The organism is Lachnoanaerobaculum sp. (genome assembly GCF_057250505.1).
Map to the genome: position 1 here is coordinate 75513 of NZ_DBHIEQ010000001.1, position 26694 is coordinate 102206.

General features: G+C 39.3%; 25 protein-coding genes, 1 pseudogene and 1 riboswitch. All 26 genes and pseudogenes read right to left on the reverse strand.

Annotated elements, in window-relative coordinates; genetic code table 11:
• Nucleotides 1-61: 61 nt before the first annotated feature.
• Complete coding sequence (gene hydA, locus ACO6FI_RS00445; protein WP_485455620.1) at nucleotides 62-1432, reverse strand: dihydropyrimidinase; 1371 nt, start codon at nucleotides 1430-1432, stop codon at nucleotides 62-64.
• A gap of 19 nt (nucleotides 1433-1451) precedes the next feature.
• On the reverse strand, nucleotides 1452-2714 hold the full coding sequence (gene preA, locus ACO6FI_RS00450; protein ID WP_485455621.1) for an NAD-dependent dihydropyrimidine dehydrogenase subunit PreA: 1263 nt from the start codon (nucleotides 2712-2714) through the stop codon (nucleotides 1452-1454).
• Nucleotides 2715-2724: 10 nt separating this feature from the next.
• Nucleotides 2725-3933 carry an FAD-dependent oxidoreductase gene (locus tag ACO6FI_RS00455; RefSeq protein ID WP_485455622.1) on the reverse strand — a complete coding sequence of 403 codons (1209 nt, stop codon included), beginning with the start codon at nucleotides 3931-3933 and terminating at the stop codon, nucleotides 2725-2727.
• 25 nt (nucleotides 3934-3958) lie between these two features.
• Nucleotides 3959-4468 (reverse strand): DUF1097 domain-containing protein, encoded by a 510-nt coding sequence (locus ACO6FI_RS00460; RefSeq protein WP_485455623.1) that lies wholly within the window; start codon nucleotides 4466-4468, stop codon nucleotides 3959-3961.
• Between the two features lie 410 nt (nucleotides 4469-4878).
• On the reverse strand, nucleotides 4879-5736 hold the full coding sequence (locus ACO6FI_RS00465; protein ID WP_485455624.1) for a MerR family transcriptional regulator: 858 nt from the start codon (nucleotides 5734-5736) through the stop codon (nucleotides 4879-4881).
• 99 nt (nucleotides 5737-5835) lie between these two features.
• Nucleotides 5836-6789: an L-lactate dehydrogenase gene (locus tag ACO6FI_RS00470; RefSeq protein ID WP_485455625.1), complete on the reverse strand. Its 954-nt coding sequence runs from the start codon at nucleotides 6787-6789 to the stop codon at nucleotides 5836-5838.
• Nucleotides 6779-7534 carry a 23S rRNA (guanosine(2251)-2'-O)-methyltransferase RlmB gene (gene rlmB, locus ACO6FI_RS00475; RefSeq protein ID WP_485455626.1) on the reverse strand — a complete coding sequence of 252 codons (756 nt, stop codon included), beginning with the start codon at nucleotides 7532-7534 and terminating at the stop codon, nucleotides 6779-6781. The genes ACO6FI_RS00470 and rlmB overlap by 11 nt, the downstream gene beginning before the upstream one ends.
• Entirely contained in the window at nucleotides 7531-7980 is a 450-nt protein-coding gene (locus tag ACO6FI_RS00480; protein WP_485455627.1) for a Mini-ribonuclease 3, read from the reverse strand. The genes rlmB and ACO6FI_RS00480 overlap by 4 nt, the downstream gene beginning before the upstream one ends.
• Nucleotides 7965-9374, reverse strand: coding sequence for a cysteine--tRNA ligase (gene cysS, locus ACO6FI_RS00485; protein ID WP_485455628.1), 1410 nt, complete (start codon nucleotides 9372-9374; stop codon nucleotides 7965-7967). The genes ACO6FI_RS00480 and cysS overlap by 16 nt, the downstream gene beginning before the upstream one ends.
• 11 nt (nucleotides 9375-9385) lie before the next feature.
• Entirely contained in the window at nucleotides 9386-9928 is a 543-nt protein-coding gene (gene ispF, locus ACO6FI_RS00490; protein WP_485455629.1) for a 2-C-methyl-D-erythritol 2,4-cyclodiphosphate synthase, read from the reverse strand.
• A 91-nt stretch (nucleotides 9929-10019) separates the two neighbouring features.
• Entirely contained in the window at nucleotides 10020-10262 is a 243-nt protein-coding gene (locus tag ACO6FI_RS00495; protein ID WP_060930116.1) for an HPr family phosphocarrier protein, read from the reverse strand.
• A 102-nt stretch (nucleotides 10263-10364) separates the two neighbouring features.
• On the reverse strand, nucleotides 10365-10631 hold the full coding sequence (locus tag ACO6FI_RS00500) for an HPr family phosphocarrier protein (RefSeq protein WP_009444566.1): 267 nt from the start codon (nucleotides 10629-10631) through the stop codon (nucleotides 10365-10367).
• A gap of 80 nt (nucleotides 10632-10711) precedes the next feature.
• On the reverse strand, nucleotides 10712-11359 hold the full coding sequence (locus tag ACO6FI_RS00505) for an epoxyqueuosine reductase QueH (RefSeq protein ID WP_485455630.1): 648 nt from the start codon (nucleotides 11357-11359) through the stop codon (nucleotides 10712-10714).
• Nucleotides 11356-12585, reverse strand: coding sequence for an RNA polymerase sigma factor RpoD (gene rpoD / locus ACO6FI_RS00510; protein ID WP_485455739.1), 1230 nt, complete (start codon nucleotides 12583-12585; stop codon nucleotides 11356-11358). The genes ACO6FI_RS00505 and rpoD overlap by 4 nt, the downstream gene beginning before the upstream one ends.
• 215 nt (nucleotides 12586-12800) lie before the next feature.
• Nucleotides 12801-13658, reverse strand: coding sequence for a MurR/RpiR family transcriptional regulator (locus ACO6FI_RS00515; RefSeq protein WP_485455631.1), 858 nt, complete (start codon nucleotides 13656-13658; stop codon nucleotides 12801-12803).
• Between the two features lie 21 nt (nucleotides 13659-13679).
• A complete protein-coding gene (locus ACO6FI_RS00520) occupies nucleotides 13680-14564 on the reverse strand; it encodes a carbohydrate ABC transporter permease (protein ID WP_485455632.1) in 885 nt (294 codons plus the stop codon).
• Between the two features lies 1 nt (nucleotide 14565).
• Nucleotides 14566-15474, reverse strand: a complete 909-nt coding sequence (locus ACO6FI_RS00525) for a carbohydrate ABC transporter permease (protein WP_485455633.1) — start codon at nucleotides 15472-15474, stop codon at nucleotides 14566-14568.
• Nucleotides 15475-15564: 90 nt separating this feature from the next.
• Nucleotides 15565-16914 carry an extracellular solute-binding protein gene (locus ACO6FI_RS00530; RefSeq protein ID WP_485455634.1) on the reverse strand — a complete coding sequence of 450 codons (1350 nt, stop codon included), beginning with the start codon at nucleotides 16912-16914 and terminating at the stop codon, nucleotides 15565-15567.
• A 65-nt stretch (nucleotides 16915-16979) separates the two neighbouring features.
• Complete coding sequence (locus tag ACO6FI_RS00535) at nucleotides 16980-17678, reverse strand: N-acetylmannosamine-6-phosphate 2-epimerase (RefSeq protein WP_485455635.1); 699 nt, start codon at nucleotides 17676-17678, stop codon at nucleotides 16980-16982.
• Nucleotides 17679-17977: 299 nt separating this feature from the next.
• Complete coding sequence (locus tag ACO6FI_RS00540; RefSeq protein WP_485455636.1) at nucleotides 17978-19360, reverse strand: NCS2 family permease; 1383 nt, start codon at nucleotides 19358-19360, stop codon at nucleotides 17978-17980.
• Between the two features lie 103 nt (nucleotides 19361-19463).
• A complete protein-coding gene (ade, locus tag ACO6FI_RS00545; RefSeq protein ID WP_485455637.1) occupies nucleotides 19464-21194 on the reverse strand; it encodes an adenine deaminase in 1731 nt (576 codons plus the stop codon).
• A 19-nt stretch (nucleotides 21195-21213) separates the two neighbouring features.
• Nucleotides 21214-21705 carry a xanthine dehydrogenase subunit XdhC gene (gene xdhC, locus ACO6FI_RS00550; RefSeq protein WP_485455638.1) on the reverse strand — a complete coding sequence of 164 codons (492 nt, stop codon included), beginning with the start codon at nucleotides 21703-21705 and terminating at the stop codon, nucleotides 21214-21216.
• Nucleotides 21686-22585: a xanthine dehydrogenase subunit XdhB gene (gene xdhB / locus ACO6FI_RS00555; protein ID WP_288914708.1), complete on the reverse strand. Its 900-nt coding sequence runs from the start codon at nucleotides 22583-22585 to the stop codon at nucleotides 21686-21688. Before xdhB ends, xdhC begins: the two co-directional genes overlap by 20 nt.
• Nucleotides 22586-22594: 9 nt before the next feature.
• Nucleotides 22595-24886 (reverse strand): xanthine dehydrogenase subunit XdhA, encoded by a 2292-nt coding sequence (xdhA, locus tag ACO6FI_RS00560; RefSeq protein ID WP_485455639.1) that lies wholly within the window; start codon nucleotides 24884-24886, stop codon nucleotides 22595-22597.
• A gap of 15 nt (nucleotides 24887-24901) precedes the next feature.
• Entirely contained in the window at nucleotides 24902-26164 is a 1263-nt protein-coding gene (locus ACO6FI_RS00565; protein WP_485455640.1) for an amidohydrolase family protein, read from the reverse strand.
• 59 nt (nucleotides 26165-26223) lie between these two features.
• Nucleotides 26224-26319, reverse strand: a riboswitch (purine riboswitch).
• 151 nt (nucleotides 26320-26470) lie between these two features.
• Nucleotides 26471-26694 (reverse strand): annotated as a pseudogene (locus ACO6FI_RS00570) (nucleotidyltransferase family protein); the annotation flags it as partial.

Below are 26694 nucleotides of genomic sequence, written 5' to 3' on the forward strand. Positions count from 1 at the left end.
AAAATCATACTGTCACTACCTATATATAAAGCAGTGACAGTAAAATACAATCATTAATACTTTAACTTCTAGGTACTCTCTTTACGAATCTACCCATTCCAGGCTTTCCTACAAACTCGCCGTTATCATATACAAGCTGTCCTCTAAGGAATGTCTTTACAGGATATCCGTGAAGCTTCTTTCCTTCCCATATTGTATGGTCATAATCCGAATGCATATTATTTACACTTATTGTAAAATCCTTATCCCTGTCATAAATAACTATATCCGCATCATTACCTACTATGACTCCGCCCTTCGTATCACATCCGAATATCTTTGCCGGATTTGTTGAGCAAAGTGCCACCGCTTGTGAGAATGTAATCTTTCCCGAGTTGGCGGCATCCAGCATATATGGATACAGATTCTCCAACCCGGCACATCCGTTCGGAATCTTTGTAAAGTCGTCCTTACCCCAATCCTTTTCATAGCTTTGGAACGGACAATGGTCTGTAGCCACTACATCCACCTGATTTTTCTTTATCGCTTCCCAAAGAGCCTGTCTGCTCTCCTCACCCTTTATAGGAGGTGAACATACAAAGTTTCTTCCGTCTTCTCTCTTATATACATCACATGTAAACTCAAGATACTGCGGACAGGTCTCGATATAAATAGGCACTCCCTCTTTCTTTCCTTCTATACATGCCTCAAGTCCTTCCTTATCCGCCATATGAACTATATAAAGAGGTGCATCCAGATGCTTACACCAATGCAGAGCTCTCTTGTCCGCCTCAGCCTCAACAAACTCCTGACGAGCAAGGTAATGATACCACGGACTCATCTTTCCTTCCTTCTTGAACTTAGCCTCGAAATAATCAATCATATCGGAGTTCTCCGCATGAACATTTACCAACGCTCCAAGTTCCTTAGCTCTAAGAAGTAAGGTTGCAAACATTCCGTCATCAACCATCATTCCGGCTTTCTTATATACCATAAAGCATTTGTATGAGGTAATACCTTCTTTGACAGCTTCTTCCATCTCTTCCAGTATCTGACCGTCGTTAAAATCCGTAATGATACAGTGTGATGCCCAGTCCACACATGCTTCTTTTTCCAAGACGGCTTTTTTGGAGTTTATCAAATCCATAATAGTACCGCCTTTTCTCTGAACCGGATAATCAAATATCGTGGTCACTCCTCCACAGGCTGCCGCTCTGGTTCCTGATAGATAACTGTCAGCCGAAATAGTTCCGCCAAACGGCATAGCCAGATGTGTATGCACATCCAAAGCACCCGGAAGCACAAGTTTGCCTGTGGCGTCCACCACTTCTTTAGCCTCTTTGTCCAAGTTCAAAGCCATATCTACGATTTTTCCGTCTTTTACACCTACATCACATAAAAACATGTCTGTTGCTGTAACTACTGTTCCACCTTTAATAATCAAATCCAGCATAAATATCCCCCCGAATATATTATAGATAGCTGTTACTTTCCTTTAAACTAACAGCATGGCTGTCATTCTTATCCTTATATATAAGCTTACCCGGAGTTATACATTGCATTACCGGACAAACATTTAAGCAAAGATGACATCCTACACATTTTTCTTCATTCACTGTCGGGACTCTGGTCGCATAGTCATATTCTATAGCCTGATGTGCCGCATCAAAGCATGATACATAACATCTTCCACATCCCACACATTTTTCTTTGTCGATTTGAACCAGAATCTTATATGATCTGTCCAAATCATCCGCGCCGACAATATTCCCTACGGCACTGCCCACTATATCCTGAAGCTTATTGATACCGTAATCATTCATATAATGTGACATACCGCTTATCATATCTTCAACTATCCTATATCCGTACTGCATTATCGCCGTAGTCACCTGAAGATTTGATGCACCCAGCATCAAAAATTCAAGGCAGTCTCTCCAGGTCTCTATACCGCCCATACCGGTTATAGGCACCTTGCTTACAATAGGATCATGCATTAAGTCTGATATAAATCTAAGTGCGATAGGCTTTACAGCTGCACCGGAGTAACCCGATATTGCGGACTTTCCGTTTACAACAGGCATACCCGTTCTTAAATTTATATCAAGATTTGTGATAGATTTTACCGTATTGATTGCGGCTATTCCTTTTGCACCGCCTTCTATAGCGGCTCTTGCAGGAATCTCCATGTTTCCTAGATTTGGTGTCATCTTTGCTATTATCGGCAATTTAGTACTTGAGGAAGCAACTTCACAATAATGCTTTACCAAATCAGGATTTTGTCCTACATCAGAACCCATAGTGGATGATGTCATCTGCGGACAAGAAAAATTACATTCAATCATATCCGCTCCGGCTTTCTCAGATTCCTTAGCCAGTATTGCCCACTCATCATCACTTGCACCCATGATACTTGAAACTATCACTTTATTCGGAAAGTCCTTCTTTAATTGCCTAATGAACTCAAAGTTTACTTCATTCGGCTTGTCTGAAGTCATCTCCATATTCTTAAATCCGGTCCAAGGTGTTCCCTCTTTTGAAGCTATATCAAATCTTGGAGAACATTCATTTGGTATAAAAACACTTATTGTTTTATAGAAAATACCACCCCAACCTGCTCTAAGTGCCTTAGCACACATTTCATAATTACTACCTACAGGTGAAGAAGATAGAAAAAAAGGATTCTCACAATCGACACCTAAAAAATTTATTGATAAATCTTTTTTCAAAGCCATATTAATCTCCTCACCTTATATAATCCAATATTTGGTAAGCCGCTTCTTTTCCTTCATGAACAGACTCTACCACCGTTATACCTACACCATGTAATGCATCACCACCGGTAAATACACCGTCACCTGCCACAAAGCCTCTATAATCCTCTACCTGATCTTGACCTATGGCAAAGATAACCATGTCCGCCTTAAGCGTCATCTCATTATCATCCTTCATTCCCTTTGCAACAAGAGCCGTTACATGACCGTTTTCTCCACATATCTTTTCAGGAGCAAATCCTGTATAAATAGGAATTCCCATCTCTCTTACAAAAGAAATCTCTTCAATATTTGCAGGTGCTTCTTCTATAGTTCTTCTATAACAGATACATGTTTTTTCAGCACCCAATTGTCTTGCAGTTGTAGCACAATCCATTGCCACATCACCGCCACCGATTACAATTACTCTCTCCGGAAGTTCTTTTATCTCACCGGTTCTTGCTTTAAACAAGAAATCAATAGCTGATTCAACACCCTTAAACTCACTACCTTCTACGGCTACCTTCTTTGAATCCCAAAGTCCGACTCCGACAAATACGGCATCATAATCATTCTTAAGCTTTTCTATGTCTTCAAACTTGATCTCTTTGCCGAATTCAAATTTTACTCCAAGCTCTTTAATAAGTTCTATATCAAAATCCACAACTCTGTCGGGAAGTCTTGTAGGAGTGATACCGTATCTAAGTACTCCACCCACCTTAGCCTGTTTTTCAAAAACAGTTGTATCCACTCCTGCAAGTGCAAGTTCTCTTGCGCAAGCCAGTGATGCAGGTCCGGCACCTATCAGTGCAACCTTTTTTCCAATCTTATTTCCGGCACTAACAAATTTTGCCGACATAGCCTGTTCTTCTTCAACCAGATATCTTTGTATTTTACCGATCTGTATCGGCTTATCTATTCCACATCTGCTACACTCTTCTTCACACATTCTATCATAAGGACATACCCAGGCACATGAGCCGCCTAAAGGATTGTTTTCTCTTATTGTCTCCGCAGCACCTTTTATGTTCTTAAATCTCAGTGAGCGAATGAACTTAGCAGGATCTGTCCCTGCAGGACAACCCTTAGAACAAGGTGCATCTTCACATAGAAGACATCTGGATGCTTCCTCCATGGCAAGTCTGTAATTAAAGCCTGTTGACTTTTCCATGCCATATGCCAATTTTAAAATTTTGCTCATATTAAAACCCCTTACTTTTTGTTTCTTAATCCTCTAAAAATTTAGCAATGACCCAGTCTTTTTTATCGGTCTTCTTGAAAAACTTTGCTAATATAAATCTTCCCAGGTAATCTGCTGCGAGCCCAACAATATTTCCCAGGATAAAGCAAATAATAAGCATTTTCCAATTACCACCTGATGCAAATGCACTGAAGCCGCCCATAAATGTACAAGTTGCAAATCTGGTCAAATCACAATGTGTGATATATATGATAACTCCACTGAAAATCCCCGTTATCAATCCGTTAAACCATAGACTTCCATTTACATTTACACATAGCCAAATGATAGTACATCCGATAAAGATACCTGCAATATTACTGCACAGTGATCTGATAAAACCGTTTTTACCACAGCCGGCTACATAATAAGATGTACATCCCGCAAATCCTACCCAAGTTGCTATCAGTGGACCTGCAAACATAGCTGATATATATGTCCATAAGCCACATACAATTATGTTTGATATGGTATTTGATATAATAAATCCTGCCACATTGCCCTCCTTTCCTATATATTTATATTAATAATGTTAATTTAATAATTATTATTTACTTATTACTTATTTTTTTCAATTATTATCTTAAAACATACATCTATTGTATAATCAAGTCATTATTTTATAAAAAAATTGCATTTTGTAAATCAATTTACAATTATTCTCCTATAGTTTTATACTTTTAAATATATTTTAATAAAAGATTGGATTTACAGTACGTAACATTAACCATGTTTTTACACATATTTCAAAGCTAAAAAAGTAATCATATACAATATCTAATCTATGTTTTTGTTTAATATGCCTATCAAAAATTTTTATTATCAGAAAAACACAACTAAAAAAAGTCTCCATCAAGTGGAGACTTCCTATTGTGCAATATATTATTTTATACTTTTGATATTTTCTCATACAATCGGCTTTACAGGAACTATTATTTTTACTATATGAGACTTCGTATTCGGTAAATCAACCGGTGACAACATAAACCTTTCTGTTACCGGACCGTTTACCACAAGACCTTTCTCTTCTATCCATCTCTTTAATGAAATATATGTATGAATTATATCACTATACTCTCCTACATGTATTGCATTAGCAGCAAAAAAATCACCAAACTTCTTCACTTCAACATCTTCAATATTATTTTCTACAACAATAGAGAACTCTACTTCGCAATCTCTGTTTATGAATTGCCCAAACATCTCTGTATGATATGATACAAGTATATCACCTTGAATATTCAAATTTCTTTCTTTAGCAGATTCTATTATATCAATCCATTTTTCCAGATTAACATTTTCATTTTTATATGCCTGCATCATAGTGGTTTTACTAAATACATAAACTTCTCTTTGTTTTTCCAACTTAAAAGATGATTCAGTGCTATAACTTTTACTATTTTCAAGGATTTCATATGCTGTATGAATTTTATTTTTTAAAGTTGTAGCTTCCTCATACTTTTTATTCAATTCTTCAATCTCTGCTCTAATGGAGTTTTGCTTTTTTTCTACAATTTGCTCAACGCTTTTTATATCTTCCTCTTTCAAGATATTTTTAACCTCTTCCAATGAAAAACCCAAATATCTTAATCTTTTAATTATAAACAGTCTAACCATCTGATCATGGCTATAGTATCTATAATTATTATTTTCCTGTCTTAAGTTAGGAACCATTACATTTATCTTGTCGTAATATCTCAAGGTTTTTATCGGTATATTACATATCTCAGATACCTTTCCGATAGAATAATATTTATCCTTCAAGTCACCCCTCCAAAATGAAACAAAGATGTCAAAAGTGCCATATTATGTTGTTATCAAATATGGCACTCTTATACTTATAAATCAGTAAAACATCGTTTTTTATTTCTCATTCAACTCATCATATGTCTGTCTCAGCTCTTCACATGACTCCGCGAACTTTGCCTTCTCTTCGTCTGTGAGTGATATCTCAAGTATTCTCTGGATACCTGAACTGTTTACTACACATGGTACTCCTACGAAAACATCGTTCTGTCCGTACTCACCACGCAAGTTTGCTGAAACTGTTATGACCGAGTTCTCGTTTCCGAGTATTGCCTTTGTAATCCTTGTAAGGCTCATACCGATGCCGTAGTATGTCGCTCTTTTGGCTTCGATTATCTTGTAAGCCGCAGTTCTTACCTCTTCCTCGATACGGCTGAGCTCTTCCATCTTAAGCTTACCCTTTGACTCGACAATGATGTCGTCGATAGGCTTGGTTGCAAGCAGTGCATTTGACCACGGCACAAACTCGGAGTCACCGTGCTCACCAATGACATAGGCATGTACGCTTCTCGGATCGGCCTGTATATAAGAGCCCAAAAGGTATTTTAGTCTTGCGGAATCGAGCGCTGTACCCGATCCTATTACTCTTCTCGGGTTGAAACCGCTAAGTTTATATGTAATCTCAGTCATTATATCTACAGGGTTTGTAGCTACCAAAAAGATACCGTTGAAACCGCTCTCCGTAATAGGGTCTATTATTGATTTGAAGACCTCCATATTTCTCTTTAGAAGATCTCTTCTGCTTTCACCCGGAGCCTGAGCCACACCTGCACAAATAACCACGATATCAGCATTGTTACAGTCATTGTAGTCTCCTGCCCATATTCTCATATGTGATCCCGAGAATGCAAGACCGTGGTTAAGGTCCATCGCTTCACCTTCAGCTCTAAGTCTGTTGACATCTATAAGAACAAGCTCGTCCACTGTATTTTGGTTTAACATGGCATAAGCATAGCTCATACCTACCATACCGCATCCTACAAGTACGACTTTTCTTTTATCACTTCTCATATTTTGCTCCTTTCGCAATCCTCTGTCTGACTATTTCATATGCCAGTACACCGCAGGCGACTGATGCATTCAATGAATCTATATCTCCCTTCATCGGTATAGAAGCTATGAAATCACAATTTTTCTTGACGCCTTCGCTTACTCCGTCCCCCTCGTTTCCTATGATGAGGCCTATACTGCCTGTCAAGTCTATATTATACATCTTTTCGCCACCCATGTCAGCACATACGAACCACATTCCTGCATCCTTTAACTCTTTCATGGTCTTGTTGATATTTGTAACTTTGGCTACAGGTGTATAATTGATTGCTCCTGCAGAAGCTCTGGCAACTGCGGCGGTAAGCCCTACGGCTCTGTGCTTCGGAATAATCACACCGTGCGCACCGCAGAGGTTTGCAGTTCTTATGATGGCACCCAGATTGTGCGGATCTTCTATACCGTCCAAAATAAATATAAAAGGCGGCTCACCGTTTTGCCTTGCTTTTTCCAAAATATCTTCCACACTTGCATACTCATATGCGGCAACTATTGCAATGACACCCTGATGCTTTCCTGTTTCACTCATGACGTCAAGTCTGTCCTTATTTACAAAGTTTACATATGTACCGTGCTTTTTCGCTTCACGAAGAATAGTGGAAATAGCATAATCCTTCAGTCCGTCCTGAATATACAGCTTATCAACAGTTTTTCCGCTTCTAAAAGCCTCTATTACCACATTTCTACCCTCAACGGCATTCTCATTCATATCCTTACTCCAATATCATTTTTATTCAAATACAGATCAACTCCAAGTTTTACAAGTTCCAATGCTCTGTCACATCTGTTGTCCAAGTACAAAAATCCTATAAGCGCTTCAAAACCTGTAGCATACTTGTAATCGCTCACGCTGGCGTTTTTTGCCATAGTATGAGGCGAAGAGTTCCTGCCTCTTTTAAAGACGATGTACTCTTCCTCGCTCAGATTATCACTTATCAGCTTTACAATCTCAGACTGCGCTGCGGCTTTAACCAAAGAAGTGGCGTCTTTGTTTAACTTGTTTACAGGTCTGTTGCCTCTTGAAACCAGTATACTTCTTATCATCAGTTCGTATACGGCATCACCTATATAGGCAAGTACCAAAGGCGAAAACTCTGTAGCTTCTTTTCTTTCTATATTAAATGGTTTCAGAAGATAATCTAAGATCTCTTCCATTTAACACCCTCTCTTGTATCTTCAAGTACAATACCCTTGTCAAGAAGATCGTTTCTTATTTTATCTGCAAGCGCAAAATCCTTATTCTTTCTGGCCTGTGTTCTCCTTGCTATCAAATCTTCTATCTCACTGTCAAGGATTTCAGCCTTTCTTTCCGTGATAATTCCGAGGACGTCACAAAGAGGCTCTATTACTTTTAAAAGTCCTTTTGCATACTCGGCTGTTGAATCTTCATTCAATGTAGTGTTTGAAAGCTTTATAAGTTCAAATATCGCACTGATAGCGTCTGCAGTATTGAAATCATCATCCATTGCAGCTACAAATTTATCCTTAAGCACCTTGGCAATCTCAAGATTTGAAAGCTCGGCATCAGTAATCGGCGCCTTATTGTCCCTTTGTATAGCACTCTTTATGTTGTCAACACCTGTAAGTATTCTCTCGAGACTGTTTTTTGCAGCTTCCATAAGATCTGCAGAGAAGTTTAACGGACTTCTATAGTGTGCCGAGAGCATAAAGAATCTAAGCACCTGCAAATCATACTTCTCACTTATATCTCTTACAGTAAAGAAGTTTCCTGCAGACTTACTCATCTTTTTATTGTCAATATTTAAGAACGCATTGTGCATCCAGTAATTTGCAAAACTCTTGCCGCTTGCAGACTCCGACTGAGCTATTTCATTCTCATGATGCGGGAATATAAGATCCTCACCGCCGCCGTGGATATCTATCTGATCTCCCAGATATTTCTTGCTCATTACGGAACACTCTATATGCCAACCCGGTCTGCCTTTTGACCACGGTGAATCCCAATACGGTTCGCCGTCTTTTTTAGGCTTCCAAAGTACGAAGTCGTTGCTGTCTTCCTTACCGTCTTCTCCTGTCACCTTTATTTCTCTAAAACCTGACTGAAGCTCGTCTATATTCTTATGTGAAAGTTTTCCGTAGTCCTTAAAGCTCTTTACTCTGAAGTAAACTGTACCGTCCTTTGCCACATAGGCGTGACCGCTCTTTATAAGCTCTCCTATCATATCTTCCATTCCGCCTATTTCCTGTGTGGCAAGCGGATTTTTGGTGGCAGGAAGTACATTCATAGCCTCCATATCTTTCTTACATTCATCTATATATCTCTGTGAAATAACAGCTGCGTCTACGCCCTCTTCTATAGCCTTATTGATTATCTTATCATCAACATCTGTGAAGTTTGAAACATAGTTTACTTTATAACCTCTGTACTCAAAATATCTTCTTACAGTATCAAAGAAAATCATCGGTCTGGCATTACCGATATGTATCAAATTGTATACTGTAGGTCCACAGACATACATTCTGACTTTTCCTGCTTCTATAGGCACAAACTCTTCTTTTCTTCCGGAAAGTGTATTAAAAATTTTCATATTTTCCCTTTTTATTCTTTATTTTGGCAGCCTCCACAGCTTTCGCAATCTCTGAGAGACGGATTTACATAAAATGCATCTCTGACAGAATTCAAAAGACAAACGCTGTGTGCCGCAATACCGCTTTCATCTCCTGTAAAGCCGAGTCCTTCTTCCGTAGTTGCCTTTATATTAAGCTGGTTCGGTGAAATGCTCAAAGTATCACATATCACTTCTTTCATCTTTTCAATATATGGCGCAAGCTTCGGCTTTTGAGCTATGACGGTAGCATCTATATTTTCTATTATATATGTGTTCTCGTCAAGTATATTAGCAACTTTTTTCAAAAGTTCTACACTGCTTATACCTTTATATCTTTCATCGCTGTCCGGGAAATGCTTTCCGATATCTCCCAAGGCTGCGGCGCCGAGCAAGCTGTCCATTATCGCATGCAAGAGTACATCCGCATCGGAGTGACCCAAAAGTCCCAATGAATGCTCTATTTCCACACCGCCTATTATCAACTTTCTGCCCTCTACAAGCTTATGTACATCATATCCGTGTCCTATTCTCATATTTACCTTTCATAAAAAAACAGGCAAGTCAATGACCTGCCTGTAAATACCGGACAAGCCGGTTTCATATCAAATTGTAATCTAAAATTAACTAAGCAATCTTTTCAATACCATTCATATGATCATCTAAGAATGCTTCCAATTCTTCGTTCTCGCCGTTATAAGATACTACTAAAACATGTCTAAGATCTAAGCTGAGCACTCCTAAAATTGATTTTGCGTCGATTACTATGCTGTTATCGTACAGATCTACATCAAAATCACATCCGGTAGTCACTTTTACGAAGTTCTTAGCATCTTCAACAGACTTAAGGCGTATTTTTCTTTCCTTCATATCAACACCTCTTTCAAAAAACGTAACTCAAACTATCTGAGCTACGATTCCCTATTAAAGCACTAAGCTTAAAATTTGTCAAGTGTGATATGTTAAAATCTGTTATTTTTCTCCAAGTCCTGACTCGATAGCCTCAACTAATGTATTCATTGCCTCTTCTTCGTCTTCACCGTCAACTATCAAGTTTACTTCTGTGCCTGACTTGATACCTGCAGCCATAACATTAAGCACGCTCTTTGCAACTATCTTCTTCTCGCCGTACTCTATAATAATATCTGACTTGAACTTCATTGCAGTCTGTGACAAAACTCCTGCCGGACGAAGGTGCAAACCTGAAGGATTTTTAATAGTAATTTTTCTACTTAACATAAGACTCTTCCTTTCACAATGTCGGATTAAATATCCGCATAACTATTACTGAATTATTATAAAGCAAAGTATAGCAATCGTCAAATATTATTCTCTCTTTCCTTAGCCCTTTCTATCGATTCACGCTTTGAAAAAGAGCAACCGCAGTAGTCCTGTCTGTAAAGATTATGCTCCTTTGACAGGTCCACTGAACGCTTATATCCGTTTTTCTTTTTAAAATCGCTCGGCAGGTAGTGTACATTGTACTCCTTTGCCACCTCCTCGCCTATTTCACATAGCTTGTTCGCATTTTTCATAGGTGAAATGGTAAGTGATGTTGTAAAGTAGTCAAATCCGTAATCCGATGCCGCCTTTGCAGCCTCATGAAGCCTTAACTCAAAGCAGATATCACATCTTTTGCCGCCCTCTTTTTCATTTTCATAGCCCTTTATCTTATTGTAAAATATACTCGGGTCGTAATCCCCTTCTATGAACTTCACTTCACTTTTAAAGTTCATCTCCTCTATAAGCCTCTTTGCCTCCTCGACTCTGTGTTTGTACTCTTTTTTATCGTCAATATTCGGATTATAGAAAAATACAGTCAAATCAAAGTATTTCTCCAAATACTCCATACAATATGATGAACAAGGTCCGCAGCAGGCATGCAGAAGAAGCCTTGGGCGATGACCCAAAGCTTCCTCCTTCTTTATAATACCTTCCAATTCTTTTTGTAAATTTCTCTTTATCATGCCAAAAAGTCCCTGATTCTCTTTGATCTGACAGGATTTCTGAGCTTCCTGAGCGCCTTCGCTTCAATCTGTCTGATTCTCTCCCTTGTAACCTTGAACTCCTTGCCTACTTCCTCCAAGGTTCTCGGATGTCCGTCTTCAAGACCGAATCTAAGCACAATAACCTGCCTTTCTCTTTCCTTCAAGTCTCCAAGTAATGTATCTATATGCTCTCTAAGCATAACCGATTCGACATTTCCCTCAGGTGTCAAAACGTTGGAATCAGCCACAAAATCTCCAAGGTTTGAGTCGTCCTCTTCACCTATAGGAGTCTCAAGGGAAGCCGGTTCCCTTGCTATCTGCATTATTTCCATTACTTTCTCTTCAGTCATATCAAGTGCATTTGCAAGCTCGGTCACACTCGGCTCATATCCCAGCTCAAGTGTAAGCTTTCTTTGCATCTTACTCATCTTGTTGATAGTCTCCACCATATGTACAGGCACTCTGATGGTCCTTGCCTGGTCTGCAAGCGCTCTTGTCACAGACTGTCTGATCCACCATGTAGCATAGGTTGAAAGTTTAAATCCCTTAGTATAATCAAACTTCTCAACCCCCTTTATAAGTCCTAAGTTTCCCTCCTGCACAAGATCCAAAAAGCTCATTCCTCTTCCTGTGTATCTCTTGGCAATACTTACAACCAAACGTAGGTTAGCCTCTATAAGGCGCTGTTTTGCATATTCATCGCCGTCCTGCTTTCTCTTTGCAAGCTCAAGTTCTTCATTGGCTGTCAAAAGAGGTACCGTACCGATCTCTTTGAGGTACATTCTGACAGGGTCTTCAGTACCCACACCTTCCAAAAGATCTATGGCGCTGAGGTCAATATCTTCTTCAGAATCCTTATCGAACTCATCGTCGTCATCTAAGAGTAATGAATCCTCATCTGCGATATTGTCTATATTATCAATGTCAATATTCAAATCATCCGAGGTATTTTCATTGATCTCAATCCCCTTATTCTCAAGATAAGAATATATTTGCTCTATGCTTTCAGCGTTCAATTCGATACCGGCAAAGAAATCATTTATCTCACCGATATTAAGTTTCATATCTGAAGCAATGCCCTTGTTTACAAGGTCTTCCAGTTTTTGTAAGAACTCCTGCGGTGACATCTTCTTCTTTGCACTCTCCGTGCCTTTTGATGCCTTATTTCCTGTAGTATTTCGGTTTTCTTTAGCCACTAAGATCATCCCTTCACAAATAGTTGCCGACAATTGACATATCTATTTTTTATTTTAATTACAACCGTAAAAGATTGTAAAGCTTAAAGAGGCAAAAACCTAAGTTCTTCCCTCTTTTTTGCAGCTATCAATAATATAAAGGTATACATATACCATTGTATTTTTCTTGTTATCTGCATCGACATTATAATACTTTTGATGCAGTTTTTCAAGTGATTTTTCTCTTATCTGAACCTGTCCTGCCTTGAAAAATAGAATCTTTTATCGTCTTCCTTCTTATTTAAAGTAGTTACGGTATCTTCAAGGATGGCGCTCTTTATGACACTGTCAATATTTATGTACTCGCTGTATACAAGATCAAGTACAAGCAACATCGGAAACTGTGGTGATATAAGGTTTCCGTTCTCAAGGTATTCAAGTGATGCGACAACCACCACCTCGTCACAAAACTCATGTAATGACTGACTGTCTGCCGATGTGAAGAATATAGTCTTTTTACCTCTGTCATGTGCAGATTTTAAGAGAAAAAGTATATCCTCGGTCTTTCCGCTGATACTGAAAGCCACCACTGTATCTCCGTCTTTTAAAAATACCGACTGCATCCTTATTCTGTCCGAATCTGTAAGAGAGTCTATATCAAGTCCGACTCTTACAAATCTGCTTTCCATCTCACTTGCAGCATATCCGGAACTGCCCTTTCCTACTGCAATTACCTTTTTGGAGTTTACAAGCATTCTTACAACCCTTTGTATCTGGTCGTTGTCAAGAATTGAATAAGCCTTGTTAAGCAAATCCTGATATGTGTTGAATACATTCTGAGTAATCATATTTGCATTAGGCTTTTTCACTCTTACACTGTCAAGGAATGCGAATATAAACTCTCTAAATCCTACAAAACCGCATTTCTTTGCAAATCTTGATATGGACGCCTGTGATACATAGAGTCTCTCAGCTACATTTTGAATATTTATATCCATACTCGGATCACATTGTAAGAAATAATCCGCTATCTTCTTTTCTGTGGCTGTAAATAGTGTGTATTTTGATTCTATTATAGGAATCACCGATTTTTCGTATATCATTTCCCCTCTTTTCTACTATACTTAGCCCTTTACGGCACCCAAAGTAATACCCTTTGTAAAATACTTTTGCAGTGCAATAAACACTATCAGTATAGGTGCTGCCGCCAGTGTAGCTCCTGCCATTATAAGCCCGAAATCTGTCGAGTTTTCTGCTTGTAGTTTAGCAATACCGAGAGAAATTGTCAAATTGGAAGTAGAGCTTAACATTATAAGTTGCATAAAATAATCATTCCAGCTGTTAATAAATGTAAATATTGCCAAAGCTCCGACTCCCGGCTTAACCATCTGGAAAACTATATCCGTAAATGTTCTGAATTCACTTGCACCGTCAATTCTTGCCGCCTCAAGCATCTCTGTAGGAATACCCTCCGAAAACTGCTTCATAAGGAATACACCGAAAGGCCATCCTACAGTAGGTAAAATAACAGCCCATATAGTATTGTAAAGTTTCAATGATGACATCTCTCTGATAAGAGGTATCAATATAACCTGCTTAGGCAAAGCCATAGCACATACTATAAGTGTAAAAAGCAATACTCTGCCGTGAAATCTCTTCTTTGCAAGAGCATATCCGGCCATTGAGGCACTCAGGCAAGTCAAAACCATTGCCATAATTGCCATAAATACTGTATTCAACATCCATCTGACAGCTGCAGGCGCCTGAGGCCCCTTTATAAAGCCCAGTTCAAAAATCGGTGCTGTCTGTCTTGAAAACAATTTTTTGAAATTGTCCATTACCAGCTCTTTCGGTATCCAATCAGGTACCGGAGAATTTATGGAAACCGGTGTTTTGAACGCACCCGTAACAATCCAGTAAAGCGGAAATACAAAGCATATCGCCAAAGCTATCAGCACAACGATTGACACTATATTATAGACTTTTTTTAATGAATTTGAAGTTTTCATATTATTTCTCCTTTGCCAATCTGAACTGAACCGCAGACAATACCGCTATGAATATCGCCAAAACCACTCCCATTGCATTTCCGTATCCGTATCTGAACATCTTAAATGCCATATAGTAAATATAATACATTACGGTATCTGTCGAATGATTCGGGCCGCCTGATGTCAAAAGCTGTATCAGGGCGAAACATTGGAAACTGTTTATAGTGGTTATTACAAGTATATAAAGTGTGGTAGGCATTATCTGCGGCCACTTTATCTTCCAGAACAATTGCATCTCATTGGCGCCGTCCACCTCGGCAGCCTCTACAAGTGAATTGTCTACATTTCCAAGAGCCGATACATAAAGCACTATAGGCTGCCCTACAGATGTGGTAAGTAGGATAAGTATTATACATGCAAGTGCAAATCTCTCGTCACCGAGCCAGTTGATATTTGTCTTTAAAATACCGCTGCTCTTTCCTATATAATTGAAAATACCGTAGTAGTTGTTGTACATCCACTTCCAAACTACTGTAACCGCTACGGAACCTGTTACAACAGGAAGATAGAAAATACATCTGAAAACCGAAAGCACTTTATCATTGAGATTGTATATTACGGATGAAACCCAAAGCGAAAATATACAAACTACAGGAACTGAAATAATTACTATAACAAAGGTATTCTTAAGTGCTTTTAAAAAGATACCGTCTCTAAACAACTCTATATAATTACCGAATCCGATGAAAACATCCTTTGCATCCTTTCCCATTGTGGAATCAAAGAAGCTTGTATATACACATATAATCATCGGGATTATTACAAATCCTATAAAGAATACAAGGCTTGGTAATAAGAATAAATAAGCTGAAGTTGTCTCTCTTCTTACCAATTCCTTTGATCTGGTGGTATAAACACCCTTTGCCATGTTTCCCCTTTCTAAAAAATGTTGCTGAAAGAAAATCTTCAGCAACATTTATAACACGTTAGATTATCTAACTCTATTTAAGAGCAGTTACTATTGAGCCGCTGCCGCATTTGCATTCTTTGTAAATGTTGCGACTTCTGTTGCTACATCACCGCCTGTACCTATTCTTTGAAGCATGTTCCACCACTCTGTACGAGCTGTAGTCCATCCCTTTGTTACCTGATAGTAGTCACCCATTGAAGGCATGAACTTATCTTCAAAAAGCTTCATTGTTTCAGCATTGTCCGTTCCGTCATAAACACCTGTTACAGAAGGTCTTACAGGGAAGAATCCTGATGCCTTAACACTTTCCTTTACCTCGGACTCGTCATTACATACAAAGTCGATAAATGTCTTTGCAGCTTCAATCTTCTTTTCATCTCCGTTATTGAAAACTCCGTATCCCCAGATACCGCCGCAAAGCTCTGTAACCTTGTCATCACTCGGGAACAACATAGGTATTATCTCATCACCTGCGTTTGTAAGTCCTGCAGCACCGTTGTCTGTATTTGTCTGCTGTGAAGCATTCCAGCAGAATGACATTGCAAGTGTTCCGTTTCTGAACAATGTTATCTCGTCACCGCCTGCTATAGAAGGATCGAAGTTCAAACCTGCCTGATCTACGATTGCCTGTAATGCCTTAATATTCTCAGGTGAATCTGCTGTATACTTTGTATGATCCTTATCTGTGAATGTTCCTGAATAAAGGTTGTTTACAAGTGCTCTTGTACCCTGGTCACCACCCTGTGATGCACAGTAGACAGCACCTACATTTTGCTGTCCTGAATCATATACAGCCTGTACAGCCTTTAAAAAGTCCTCAGTACTCCATGTGTGGCTGTCAAGATCAAGGTATTGAAGTGCATTTGCCTTCTCAAACATTGTCTTGTTGATTGCCATACAATGTGCAACCATGAATGCCGGATACTCATAGTATGCTCCTTCAGGACTCTCACAAGCCGCCTTTACTCTGTCATAGATATCTGAAGCCGCATCCTTTTCAAACATATCCTTCAAGTCTACCATAAGTCCCTTTGCACCCCAGTTGGCTACAAGTCTTTCAGGTCCCTCAAGTACGATATCAGGTGCCTGCTTTCCTTCAATAGCTGTATTGATCTGGTCGTCACCGTTTTGATAGTCAAGATACTCAACTGTTACCTTGATTTCAGGATGCTTTTCATTGAACTTCTTTACAATTCCGTCAACTGTTGCCGCATCTCCCCACTTACCTACAGGATATGTCCAAAGTGAGATGACTGTTTCGCCGTCTGCCGATGCCTGTGCCTTTGTATCCGCTTTTGAATCGGCTGCAGCACTGCCCTGATCCGCTTTTCCGCCTCCACATGCCGCGAGCATTCCTGCCGCTGTAAGTGTCAAACCTGCCAACAATAATTTCTTCATATTCCCTCCTTACGAGTCTCTTCCCAATTTATTTTTTGCGCTTTCCAAAACTACAAATATACTTTTTACACTTCTACATTCTCCAATGCTTTTGCAAATTCTTTTGTTATCAGCTGTGGCCTTGTGATAATCGAGCCTACCACCACGCTGTATGCTCCAAGCTCTATTACTCTTTTGCACTTAGCCGGAGTATTGATATTACCCTCAGCTATGACTTTGTGCTTTACTTTAGCAAGGATATCTCTCAATATTTCAAAATCATTTGCCTCAATCCTTAGTCCCTCACTCTCCTTTGTATAACCGACCATAGTAGTTCCAATGAAATCAAAACCAATCTCATCTGCAAAAATCGCCTCCGCAACTGTGGAACAATCAGCCATAAACATTTGATTCGGATACTTTTTCCTCACTTCACTAAAGAAGTCCTTCAAGCTCTTTTTCCCGGGGCGCAATCTCTGTGTCGCATCAAGTGCTATTATATCAACTCCCACCTCACCCAATGCGTCAACTTCTTTCATTGTAGGTGTGATATACACTTCACTGTCATCATAATCTTTCTTTATGATTCCTATAATCGGCAAATCCACCTGTTTTTTTATCTCATTGATATCAACAACGGAATTTGCTCTGATGCCACATGCTCCACCCATTTTCGCTGCTAGAGCCATTCTCCCCATAATGAAGTCTGAATGTAACGGTTCATTTTCCAGTGCCTGGCATGAAACAATCAGTTTCCCTTTTAGGTTTTTGATTCTCTCATTCATTTTTACTACCTCCATCTGAAAGTATATTACCACTTTTGAAAAATAATTTCAATATATCCAGTTCATTCTGATTTTATTTTCATAAACTTGCAAAACCACCGTTAAAATCACCATTTTTACCACACTCTATTTATGCATATCTTATATTATATTTGCTATATAATCTTAAGTTATCAAAGATATAACCCGACTGTTTTTGAAAATAACTTTATACAATTAAATCATCCAATAAAAAAGAGATACGAGTCTCCCCATATCTCTTTATAAAAATATTTATTCAGGCAGTGAATCAAGGTAATCTATAATAGGAAATACTTTAATATAAACAATACTGAAAGTATATACATGAGAGGTGTGATCTTTTTTGCCTTTCCTGTGCAAAGGTTGATGATAACATATGATACTATACCCATTGAGATTCCTTCCGAAATACTGTAAAAGAGCGGCATTGCCACTATACAGATATAGCAAGGAATAGCCTCTGCCATATCACTGAAGTCAATATGCACAACATTTGAGAACATATAAAATCCGACAACTATAAGAGCCGGTGCTGTTGCAAATGAAGGTATTGCAAGGAAAATAGGTGATAAAAGCAATGAAAGTGCAAATAAAACCGCTGTTGTAAGAGCTGTAAGTCCTGTTCTTCCGCCTTCCGCAACACCTGATGCGGACTCAACGAATGTAGTAACCGTAGTGGTACCAAGTACCGCACCTGCTGTAGTAGCTACCGCATCTGCAAGTAATGCACCCTTGATATTCGGAAGTTTACCGTCCTTATCAAGCATACCTGCCTTTGTAGACACACCGATTAAAGTGCCTATGGTATCAAACATATCCACAAAAAGGAATGCAAACATTACCACTACAAATTCAAGTGATGCAATCTTATCAAACTGAAGCTTGAATAAAATCGGTCCTATACTCGGAATACTGAGTCCGTTTGAAAAATCAGGTAACACACTGTAAAAACCGAGTGCAGGATTCGGCACATAAAGCCCTGAAAGCTGCGCAATAATTCCAATTATCCATGTAGCCAGGATTCCAAGGAGGATATTTCCCTTTACCTCCTTTACAACAAGGAATGCTGTTATAAGCACACCTATAATTGCAATAATTACCGTAATTCCGGCATCATTAGTTGTAGCAACTGCACCCTCAACACCATGTACGGCATTGTAACCCTTAATGGAAAACAGCTCTACAAGAGTTGCACCGCCGATAACAATCTTGGCGTTTTGAAGTCCTATAAAGGCTATAAAAAGCCCTATTCCTACGCTCACTGCCGACTTTAAGTTTCTTGGAACAGCATTAAAGATTGCCTCACGTATATTTGTAACAGAAAGTAAAATAAATATAATACCCTCTACAAATACCGCTGTAAGTGCGGTCTCCCAAGTATATCCCATACCCAAAACTACAGTGTATGCAAAATATGCGTTAAGTCCCATACCGGGTGCAAGTGCGAAAGGATAATTTGCAAACAATGCCATAAGCAGTGTACCTACAAATGAAGCTATCGCCGTTGCGGTAAATACGGCTCCTCTGTCCATACCTGCCGCACTGAGAATGTTAGGATTGACTGCCAGTATATAAGCCATTGTCATAAAGGTTGTAATACCGGCTATTATCTCAGTCTTAACATCCGTTTTGTTTTCTTTTAGCTTAAAAAACTTTTCCATATATAGTCTCCTTTTTTTTATTATACTCCGGTATTCGGCCCGGAGTTTTATTTTTATAAGTCTTTGATTACTTTTATCACTGCCTTTTGATATTTTAAATTTATTATGCCTCAATATCTATAAATCTGTTCTCAAAAACGTCAAATATCCCCCTTGCTGTCAGCTTTATCTCGGGAATGACAATCAAAGACATAAAAGTAAGTGACATTATAGGCTCAAGTTCCGTGTTTACACCAAGCTCATTTACAGCCTTTTCATGCAAATCAAGCAGCTTTTTTGATACTTCCTCGCCACTCAAATCACTCATAAGACCTGCTACAGGCAACGAAAGACTCTCCAATATCTTACCGTCCTTTGCCAGTGCAAATCCGCCACCGTTTTCTTTTATGTTTTCTATAGCCAGATACATATCGTCATCATTTGTACCTATACATATGATATTGTGTGAGTCATGTGCAACCGATGCCGCTATTGCACCGCTCTTGATGCCGTAGCCCTTTATTATTCCGAGTCCTACCTTACCTGTATTATGATGTCTCTCTATAACGGCACATTTACAGGCATCTATATCCTTATCAAAGACAAAAAGTCCGTCTCTCCTTTTTATCTTGATCTTTGATTTCTTTGACAATACCCCTCCTACAATCATCTCTATCGCATAGATATCATCTGATTTAAGCCACATTTGTAGCATTTCTTTTTTGAAATTATTAAGGTACACGGTATCGGATACTTCACTGATATCATATCTTTTTGTCTCTCTCAAATAATTCCCGTCTCTTGCCACCTCTTCACCCAAAATAAATACCGATGACACAGGGAAATCGTACAAATCGTCAAACACAACAATGTCGGCTCTCCTTCCCGGAGCAATAATTCCTCTGTCAAAAAGATGATAGCAGTCGCTTACATTGACTGTAGCCATAGCAAGTGCCATAACAGGCGAAATTCCCGCTCTTACCAAAGTACGCAGATGATACTCAAGATGACCTTCTTCAAATATGGTCTTAGGCTGTCTGTCATCAGAACATAACAGACATCTTCTGAAATTAAACTCGTTAATACCGGGAATCAGCGCCTTAAGATTGTGACAGGCCGAACCTTGTCGCAGCTGGACATATATACCGCGGCTCAGCCTGTCTTCCATCTCTTCAAGTGTAGAACATTCGTGGTCCGTATTTATACCTGTGCAGGCATAGGCGTTTAGACTGTTACCCTTAAGATTCGGACTGTGACCGTCTATAATCTTTTTATAACGACCTGCCAAAAGTATCTTATCAAGTGCAGTATCATCTTTTTGTATTACTGCGTTAAAGTCCATGAACTCGCCAAGACCTAAAACATCATCCGATATAATATCATCCTTCATATCTTCAGCCGATATAACATAGCCTGAATCCTCCAGATTGGTAGCCGGAACACAGGAAGGCATCATATATTTTATATCAAGCGCGGTATTCCCGGCCGCATTTTGCATATACGAAAATCCTTTAAGTCCGCATACATTCACTATCTCATGCGGATCCGCAATTACCGTGGTAGTACCGTGAGGCACCACCATCTTTCCGAACTCTTCAGGTGTGGTATATGACGACTCTATATGTATATGTGCATCCATAAGTCCCGGAGAGATATACTTTCCCGTTACGTCTATCTCTCTTTCACCTTCATATTCGCCAAAACCTGCTATAAGTCCGTTTACAATTGCCAAATCGGCTTTTAATATTTTTCCTCCACACAAGTCCACAATGTTGCCGTTTTTGAGCACCAAATCGGCCTTCTTTCTGCCTGCTGCCACATCTATCAGCTTCTTTAAATTGTCCTTCTCTATCATACCCCCTCCATGATAAAGTTTACTCTACTCCAAGCCTCTTCTTCATAGTCTTTTCAACCGCTACAAGTATGTTTTCATAACCTGTACATCTGCAAAGATGTCCTGAAAGAAGTTTTCTAAGCTCTTCCTTTGTATAGAGCTTACCGCTGTTTAAGATTTCTGTAGCCGACATTACAAATCCCGGTGTACAAAAACCGCACTGAATTGCAGATTCATCTATAAATGCCTGCTGCAAATCGGAAATCTCACCGTTCAGTCCCATAAGACCTTCAAGTGTCAAAATATCCTTACCTTCAGCCCATACTGCCAGATAAATACATGAGTTGAACGCCTCACCGTCTATAAGCACATTGCAGGCTCCACATTCTCCTACTTCACAACCCTTTTTTACAGAAGTAAGTCTGTAGTCATTTCTAAGCATATCTGTAAGAGAGCTTCTTACATCCACCATCTTCTCACACTTTTTACCGTTTATAGTACAAGTGACCAGTTTATATCTCTGTCCTGTCATCGACCGCACCTCCTGCCTGTTTTACAGCCTTTTCACAAGCTCTCTTTGCCATTACAACACCTATATGGCATCTGAAAGCCTTGCTTGCTCTCCATGAATCACGAGGATTTATATCATCAAGTACCTTCTGTGAGAAAGCCTCCATATTCTCATCATTTACTTCTTTTCCTCTTAGGAAATTCTCCGCACTAAAAACTCTCATAGGTATAGGACCTGCTACACCGTAGGCAATTCTGACATCTTCAAATATCTTTTTATCTGCCGAAAGTTTTACATTCACGGAACAACCTGTAGTTGCGATATCCATCGCCTCTCTCATGGCATACTTTATATAGTGACCCTTATAACCTTCATAAGCTTTCTTAGGGATAATGATTGCAGTCTGTATCTCTCCCTCTTTCAATGCCACAGTTCCCGCTTTTATATAGAATTCATTTATAGGTACAACTCTTCTGTAACCTTCTCCGGCTATCTCAACCTGTGCATCCCATGCAAAAAGAGTCGATGCGGAGTCTGCAGATGTAACTCCGTTACAGGTATTACCGCCGATAGTTCCTATATTTCTGATCTGAGGTCCGCCTATCTGATCCACCGCCTCACCGAGTACATTTATATACTTTTGGATAATAGGGTTCTTTGTGATATGTGAAAAGCTGGTCAAAGAACCTATTCTGATATTCTCACCTTCATCAAGGCAGATTCCTCTAAGCTCGTCAAGCATATAGATACTTACAAGCTCCTTGCCTGCTCTTTTACCCTCTCTTACCTGTACCAAGACATCGCTTCCGCCGGCAATAACCTGTGAGCCCGGATGTTCCTTTAGAAGTCTGCAAGCGTCATCAACACTTTCAGCCTCATATAAAGCTTTTATATCGTACATTTTTTCCTCCTACTTAAGTAAACCTGCTTTATCAAAATATTCAAACAATTTTGCCGGACGAAGCGGAATCTCATTCACTCCCACTCCTGTAGCCTGCATAACGGCATTTCTTATGGCAGGTGCTACCGGACATACCGGCGGCTCGCCCAAAGACTTCGTTCCGAACGGTGAAGTAGGCTCAGGATTTTCCACAAATGCAGTCTCAAGATGAGGATGATCCATGGCGGTTGATAATTTATAATCAAGGAAATTATCATTGAGCACTTTACCCGTCTTCTCATCTACAAGCTGTATTTCGGAAAGCGCATATCCTATACCCATACTCATACCGCCCTCCACCTGTGCTTTTGCAAGTGCAGGATTTATAAGCTTACCGCAGTCGTGTACATTGATTATCTTTACAAGCTTTGCCTTGCACATATCAATATCCACTTCCACCTCTGCAAAGCAGCATCCGAATGAATAAGCATTTGATTTTATCTGTGCTGTAGCCTCGGCTGTTATATGTCTGCTGTCACTTGTTGAATAAAGAGCCTCTGTTGCCAGATCCTTAAGTGAAATAAGCTCCATATTATCGGTAGTCCTTACTATCATACCGTTTTTGATATCTGTGATTTCAGGCGGCATATTTGTAAGAATATATGCATAGTCAAGAATCTTTTTCTTTAAAAGTCCTGCAGTCTTTGCTATGGAAAATCCGCCGACATAGGTCTGTCTTGAAGCATATGCACCTGTACCGAAAGGAGTAACATCCGTATCCTGACATGATACAACATGTACATCCTCCACTCTGATTCCGATTGCTTCTGCCGCCATCTGTGAAAATGCGGTATCGGCGCCCTGTCCGATTTCGGTTTCACCAAGCTGAAGTGATACGGAACCGTCCTGATTGAGTACAAGTCTTGATGATGAAGACTCAAGTGAAATAGGCCAAACCGCCGTATTATACCAGAACACGGCCATTCCGACGCCTTTTCTGATTCTTCCTGTCTGATTTGAATATTCTTTAAGCTTATTGTCATAGTCCATATAAGCTTTACCCTTTTCAATACACTGTCTGAATGTATCGTAGTAGTTGACATTCTTTGAGAATCCGTCTTTGAAGCCTACAGGCATAAGGTTCTTAAGTCTGAACTCGATAGAAGGTATGCCCATTATCTTGGCTACATCCTCAGTATGTGATTCCACCGCAAACATAGCCTGCGGTATTCCGTATCCTCTCATCGCTCCGGCTACAGGTCTGTTTGTAAATACGGTGTATGCATCACCCTCTATATTGTCACATGGATAAAGCTGCGGGAAACATCCGAGTCCCTTAGCCGCTATTGAATGTCCGTGTGAAGCATATCCTCCCTGATTTGAGAATATTTCTATCTTTCTGGCTGCGTATGTGCCGTCTTTTCTTACATGAGAAATTATATGGAACTTGATTCCGTGTCTTACTCTGTTGGCAACAAAGGTCTCTTCTCTGCTGCAATCAAGCTTTACAAGATGTCCGCCTACCTTCAGTGAAAGGAATGCACAAAGCGGCTCATACAAAATATCCTGTTTGTTACCGAATCCGCCGCCTATATACGGTTTTACTATTCTTACATCTCCCCACGGAATACCGAGAGCCTGTCCTACAACTCTCCTTCCGATATGTGGAATCTGTGTAGATGCAACTACCGTAACTCTTTTACCTTCAGCATAAGCATAGCAGATAAAGTTTTCAATATGGCAATGCTGTACGGTCGGAGTCTCATACCATCTGTCAACTACTGTAAGTCCCTCTTCTTTTATAGCCTCTGCGTAGTTTCCTTTGCTGATACTTGTATGCTTTAAAATATTGTTAGGATAATTTTTGTGTATCTGTGGTGCTCCGTCCTTTATGGCTACAAGCACATCTGTAACTACAGGATACTCCTCATATTCAACTTTCAATGCTCTGATTGCCTGATTTGCAGCCACTTCATTTTCAGCTACAACCGCTGCAATATCATCGCCGTAGAATTTGACTTCATCTGTAAGCAAAAGTCTGTCCGCCACATCCTGATGACCCGGATCTGTAGACCAAGGATGTCCTGCAGTAGGGAAGTAGTTTTTATACTCTCCCAAGTCAAAACAGGTAACAATCTTTACAACACCTTCAATTTTTTCAGCCTCTGCGGTATCAATTGAAATCACTCTACCATGAGCTATCGTAGAATGCAAAATCTTTGCCACATATGCACTTGCGTCACATAAATCGTCAGTATACTTTGTTCTGCCTGTGACCTTGTCAAATGCATCCACTCTGACAATACTCTTTCCAACCTCCATATCTATTCCTCTCTATTATAAAATTTGCTCTCCGGCTACATACTTGGCAACCAAAGAACACTCATCAGACAAATATAAAAATCTTTCAAATCGCTTTCTTACATCATCTATTCCTTCGTTTAAAACACTATCGTCTACAACCGATAAATCGGCTTCAAACCCCTCTTCAAATGCACCTACCTTTCCAAAATAAGACCCTGCAACTCTTGTAGCCATGGAAAAGACTTCCGCAGGTTTTAAAGGTCTTGAATTTTTATCTATATATCTCCAATAGAGCTTTGAAAGCCCTATTGCTTCAACCGCTTGATTAAGTATATTAAGTGAATATCCTGCCGCAATATCACTGCCAAGTCCCACCTTAATACCTCTGTCTAAAAACTTTCTTACAGGCGCTATACCTGATGCAAGACATATATTTGACTGCGGACAATGTGCCACAAAAACATCTCTGTCTTTTAAAAGCTTCATTTCAGCCTCATCGGAGTATACGCAATGTGCCATAACCGTAGAAAGCCTGCTTTTATGTAGACACTCCCTTTTGTCGTAGGCATCAAGATAACCGAAAGAATCCGAACAAAGTTCTCTTACCCATTCCACCTCTTTCGGGTTTTCGGATAAATGTGACTGAAGCCCGTATTCACTTCCTCGTATCTTACCCAACTCTCTCAAAAGCTTATCGCTACAGCTTGGTATAAACCTCGGTGTTATTATAGGAAATGTATTTTTATACCTGTTTTTACAAATATCAAGCCACTCCTTTGTAGACTCTACCGACTCATCCGTACTCTCAATAAGATTTTCAGGTGAGTTTCTATCCATATTTACCTTACCTACAAAGCACTTCAATCCGCTCTTTTCAAGCAAATCCATAAGTAAAACAGTCGCTTCTTTATGTAATGTTGCAAATATAATTGCCCTTGTGGTAAAGCTCTTTTTAAGTGCGTCTACAAATTTTGTATAAGCTTTTTTTGAATAAACTATATCCCTATATTTTGCTTCCTCGGGAAATGTATATGTATTCAGCCAGTCAAGCAACTCCATATCACTTCCGAGTCCTCTGAAAGGAAACTGCGGCGCATGCAAATGCATATCTATAAGCCCCGGAAAAATAAGAGCATCCTTATAGTCCACCACTTTTTCATCTTTATAGGAATCAGGAAGCATATTCTCTGAATATACATTAAATATAACATTATTCTTAATCAATATACAACTTTTTTCTCTTATCCGGATTGTACGCTTATCGGTACAATCTATCAAATTCCCCTTAACTATCACATTTCCCCCTAAATAAAAATGAGGTGTCCAACATTGTGTATGGAAACACCTCACTAATCCCACAATGTCAGTGGGCTTATAGTCAATTATTACGGTAATTGGTAGAGACGCTCATCCGATTATGAGCATATATAAGTCCTGTACTAAAATATTATTGTCTTATATCCAAGTAAATATTAAACTTAAGTCAATACTTATGTATATAATAACATCTATCTCTGTATAAGTCAAATATATTTCTGTAATATTGCATAAATACAGGCTGCTATTTATTGATATAATCAATAATTTTTCAGCATAATATCTCTATATTTTTCTTGTTTCTTTGTGTATCTTATCTAAAACATATTGATATACTTCCTTTGTATCAATATCTAAAAGCTCGTCCTCATCCTCTATATCCACAAACAAAGTCTCGTCAAGATGCTTTTTGATTATTTTTTTACCGCCTTCATCATCGCCTAAGGAAAGCAATTCATCAAACCGGTTAGCCGAAAAGATGCAAGGGTTGCCAAGTCTTTCCTTACATC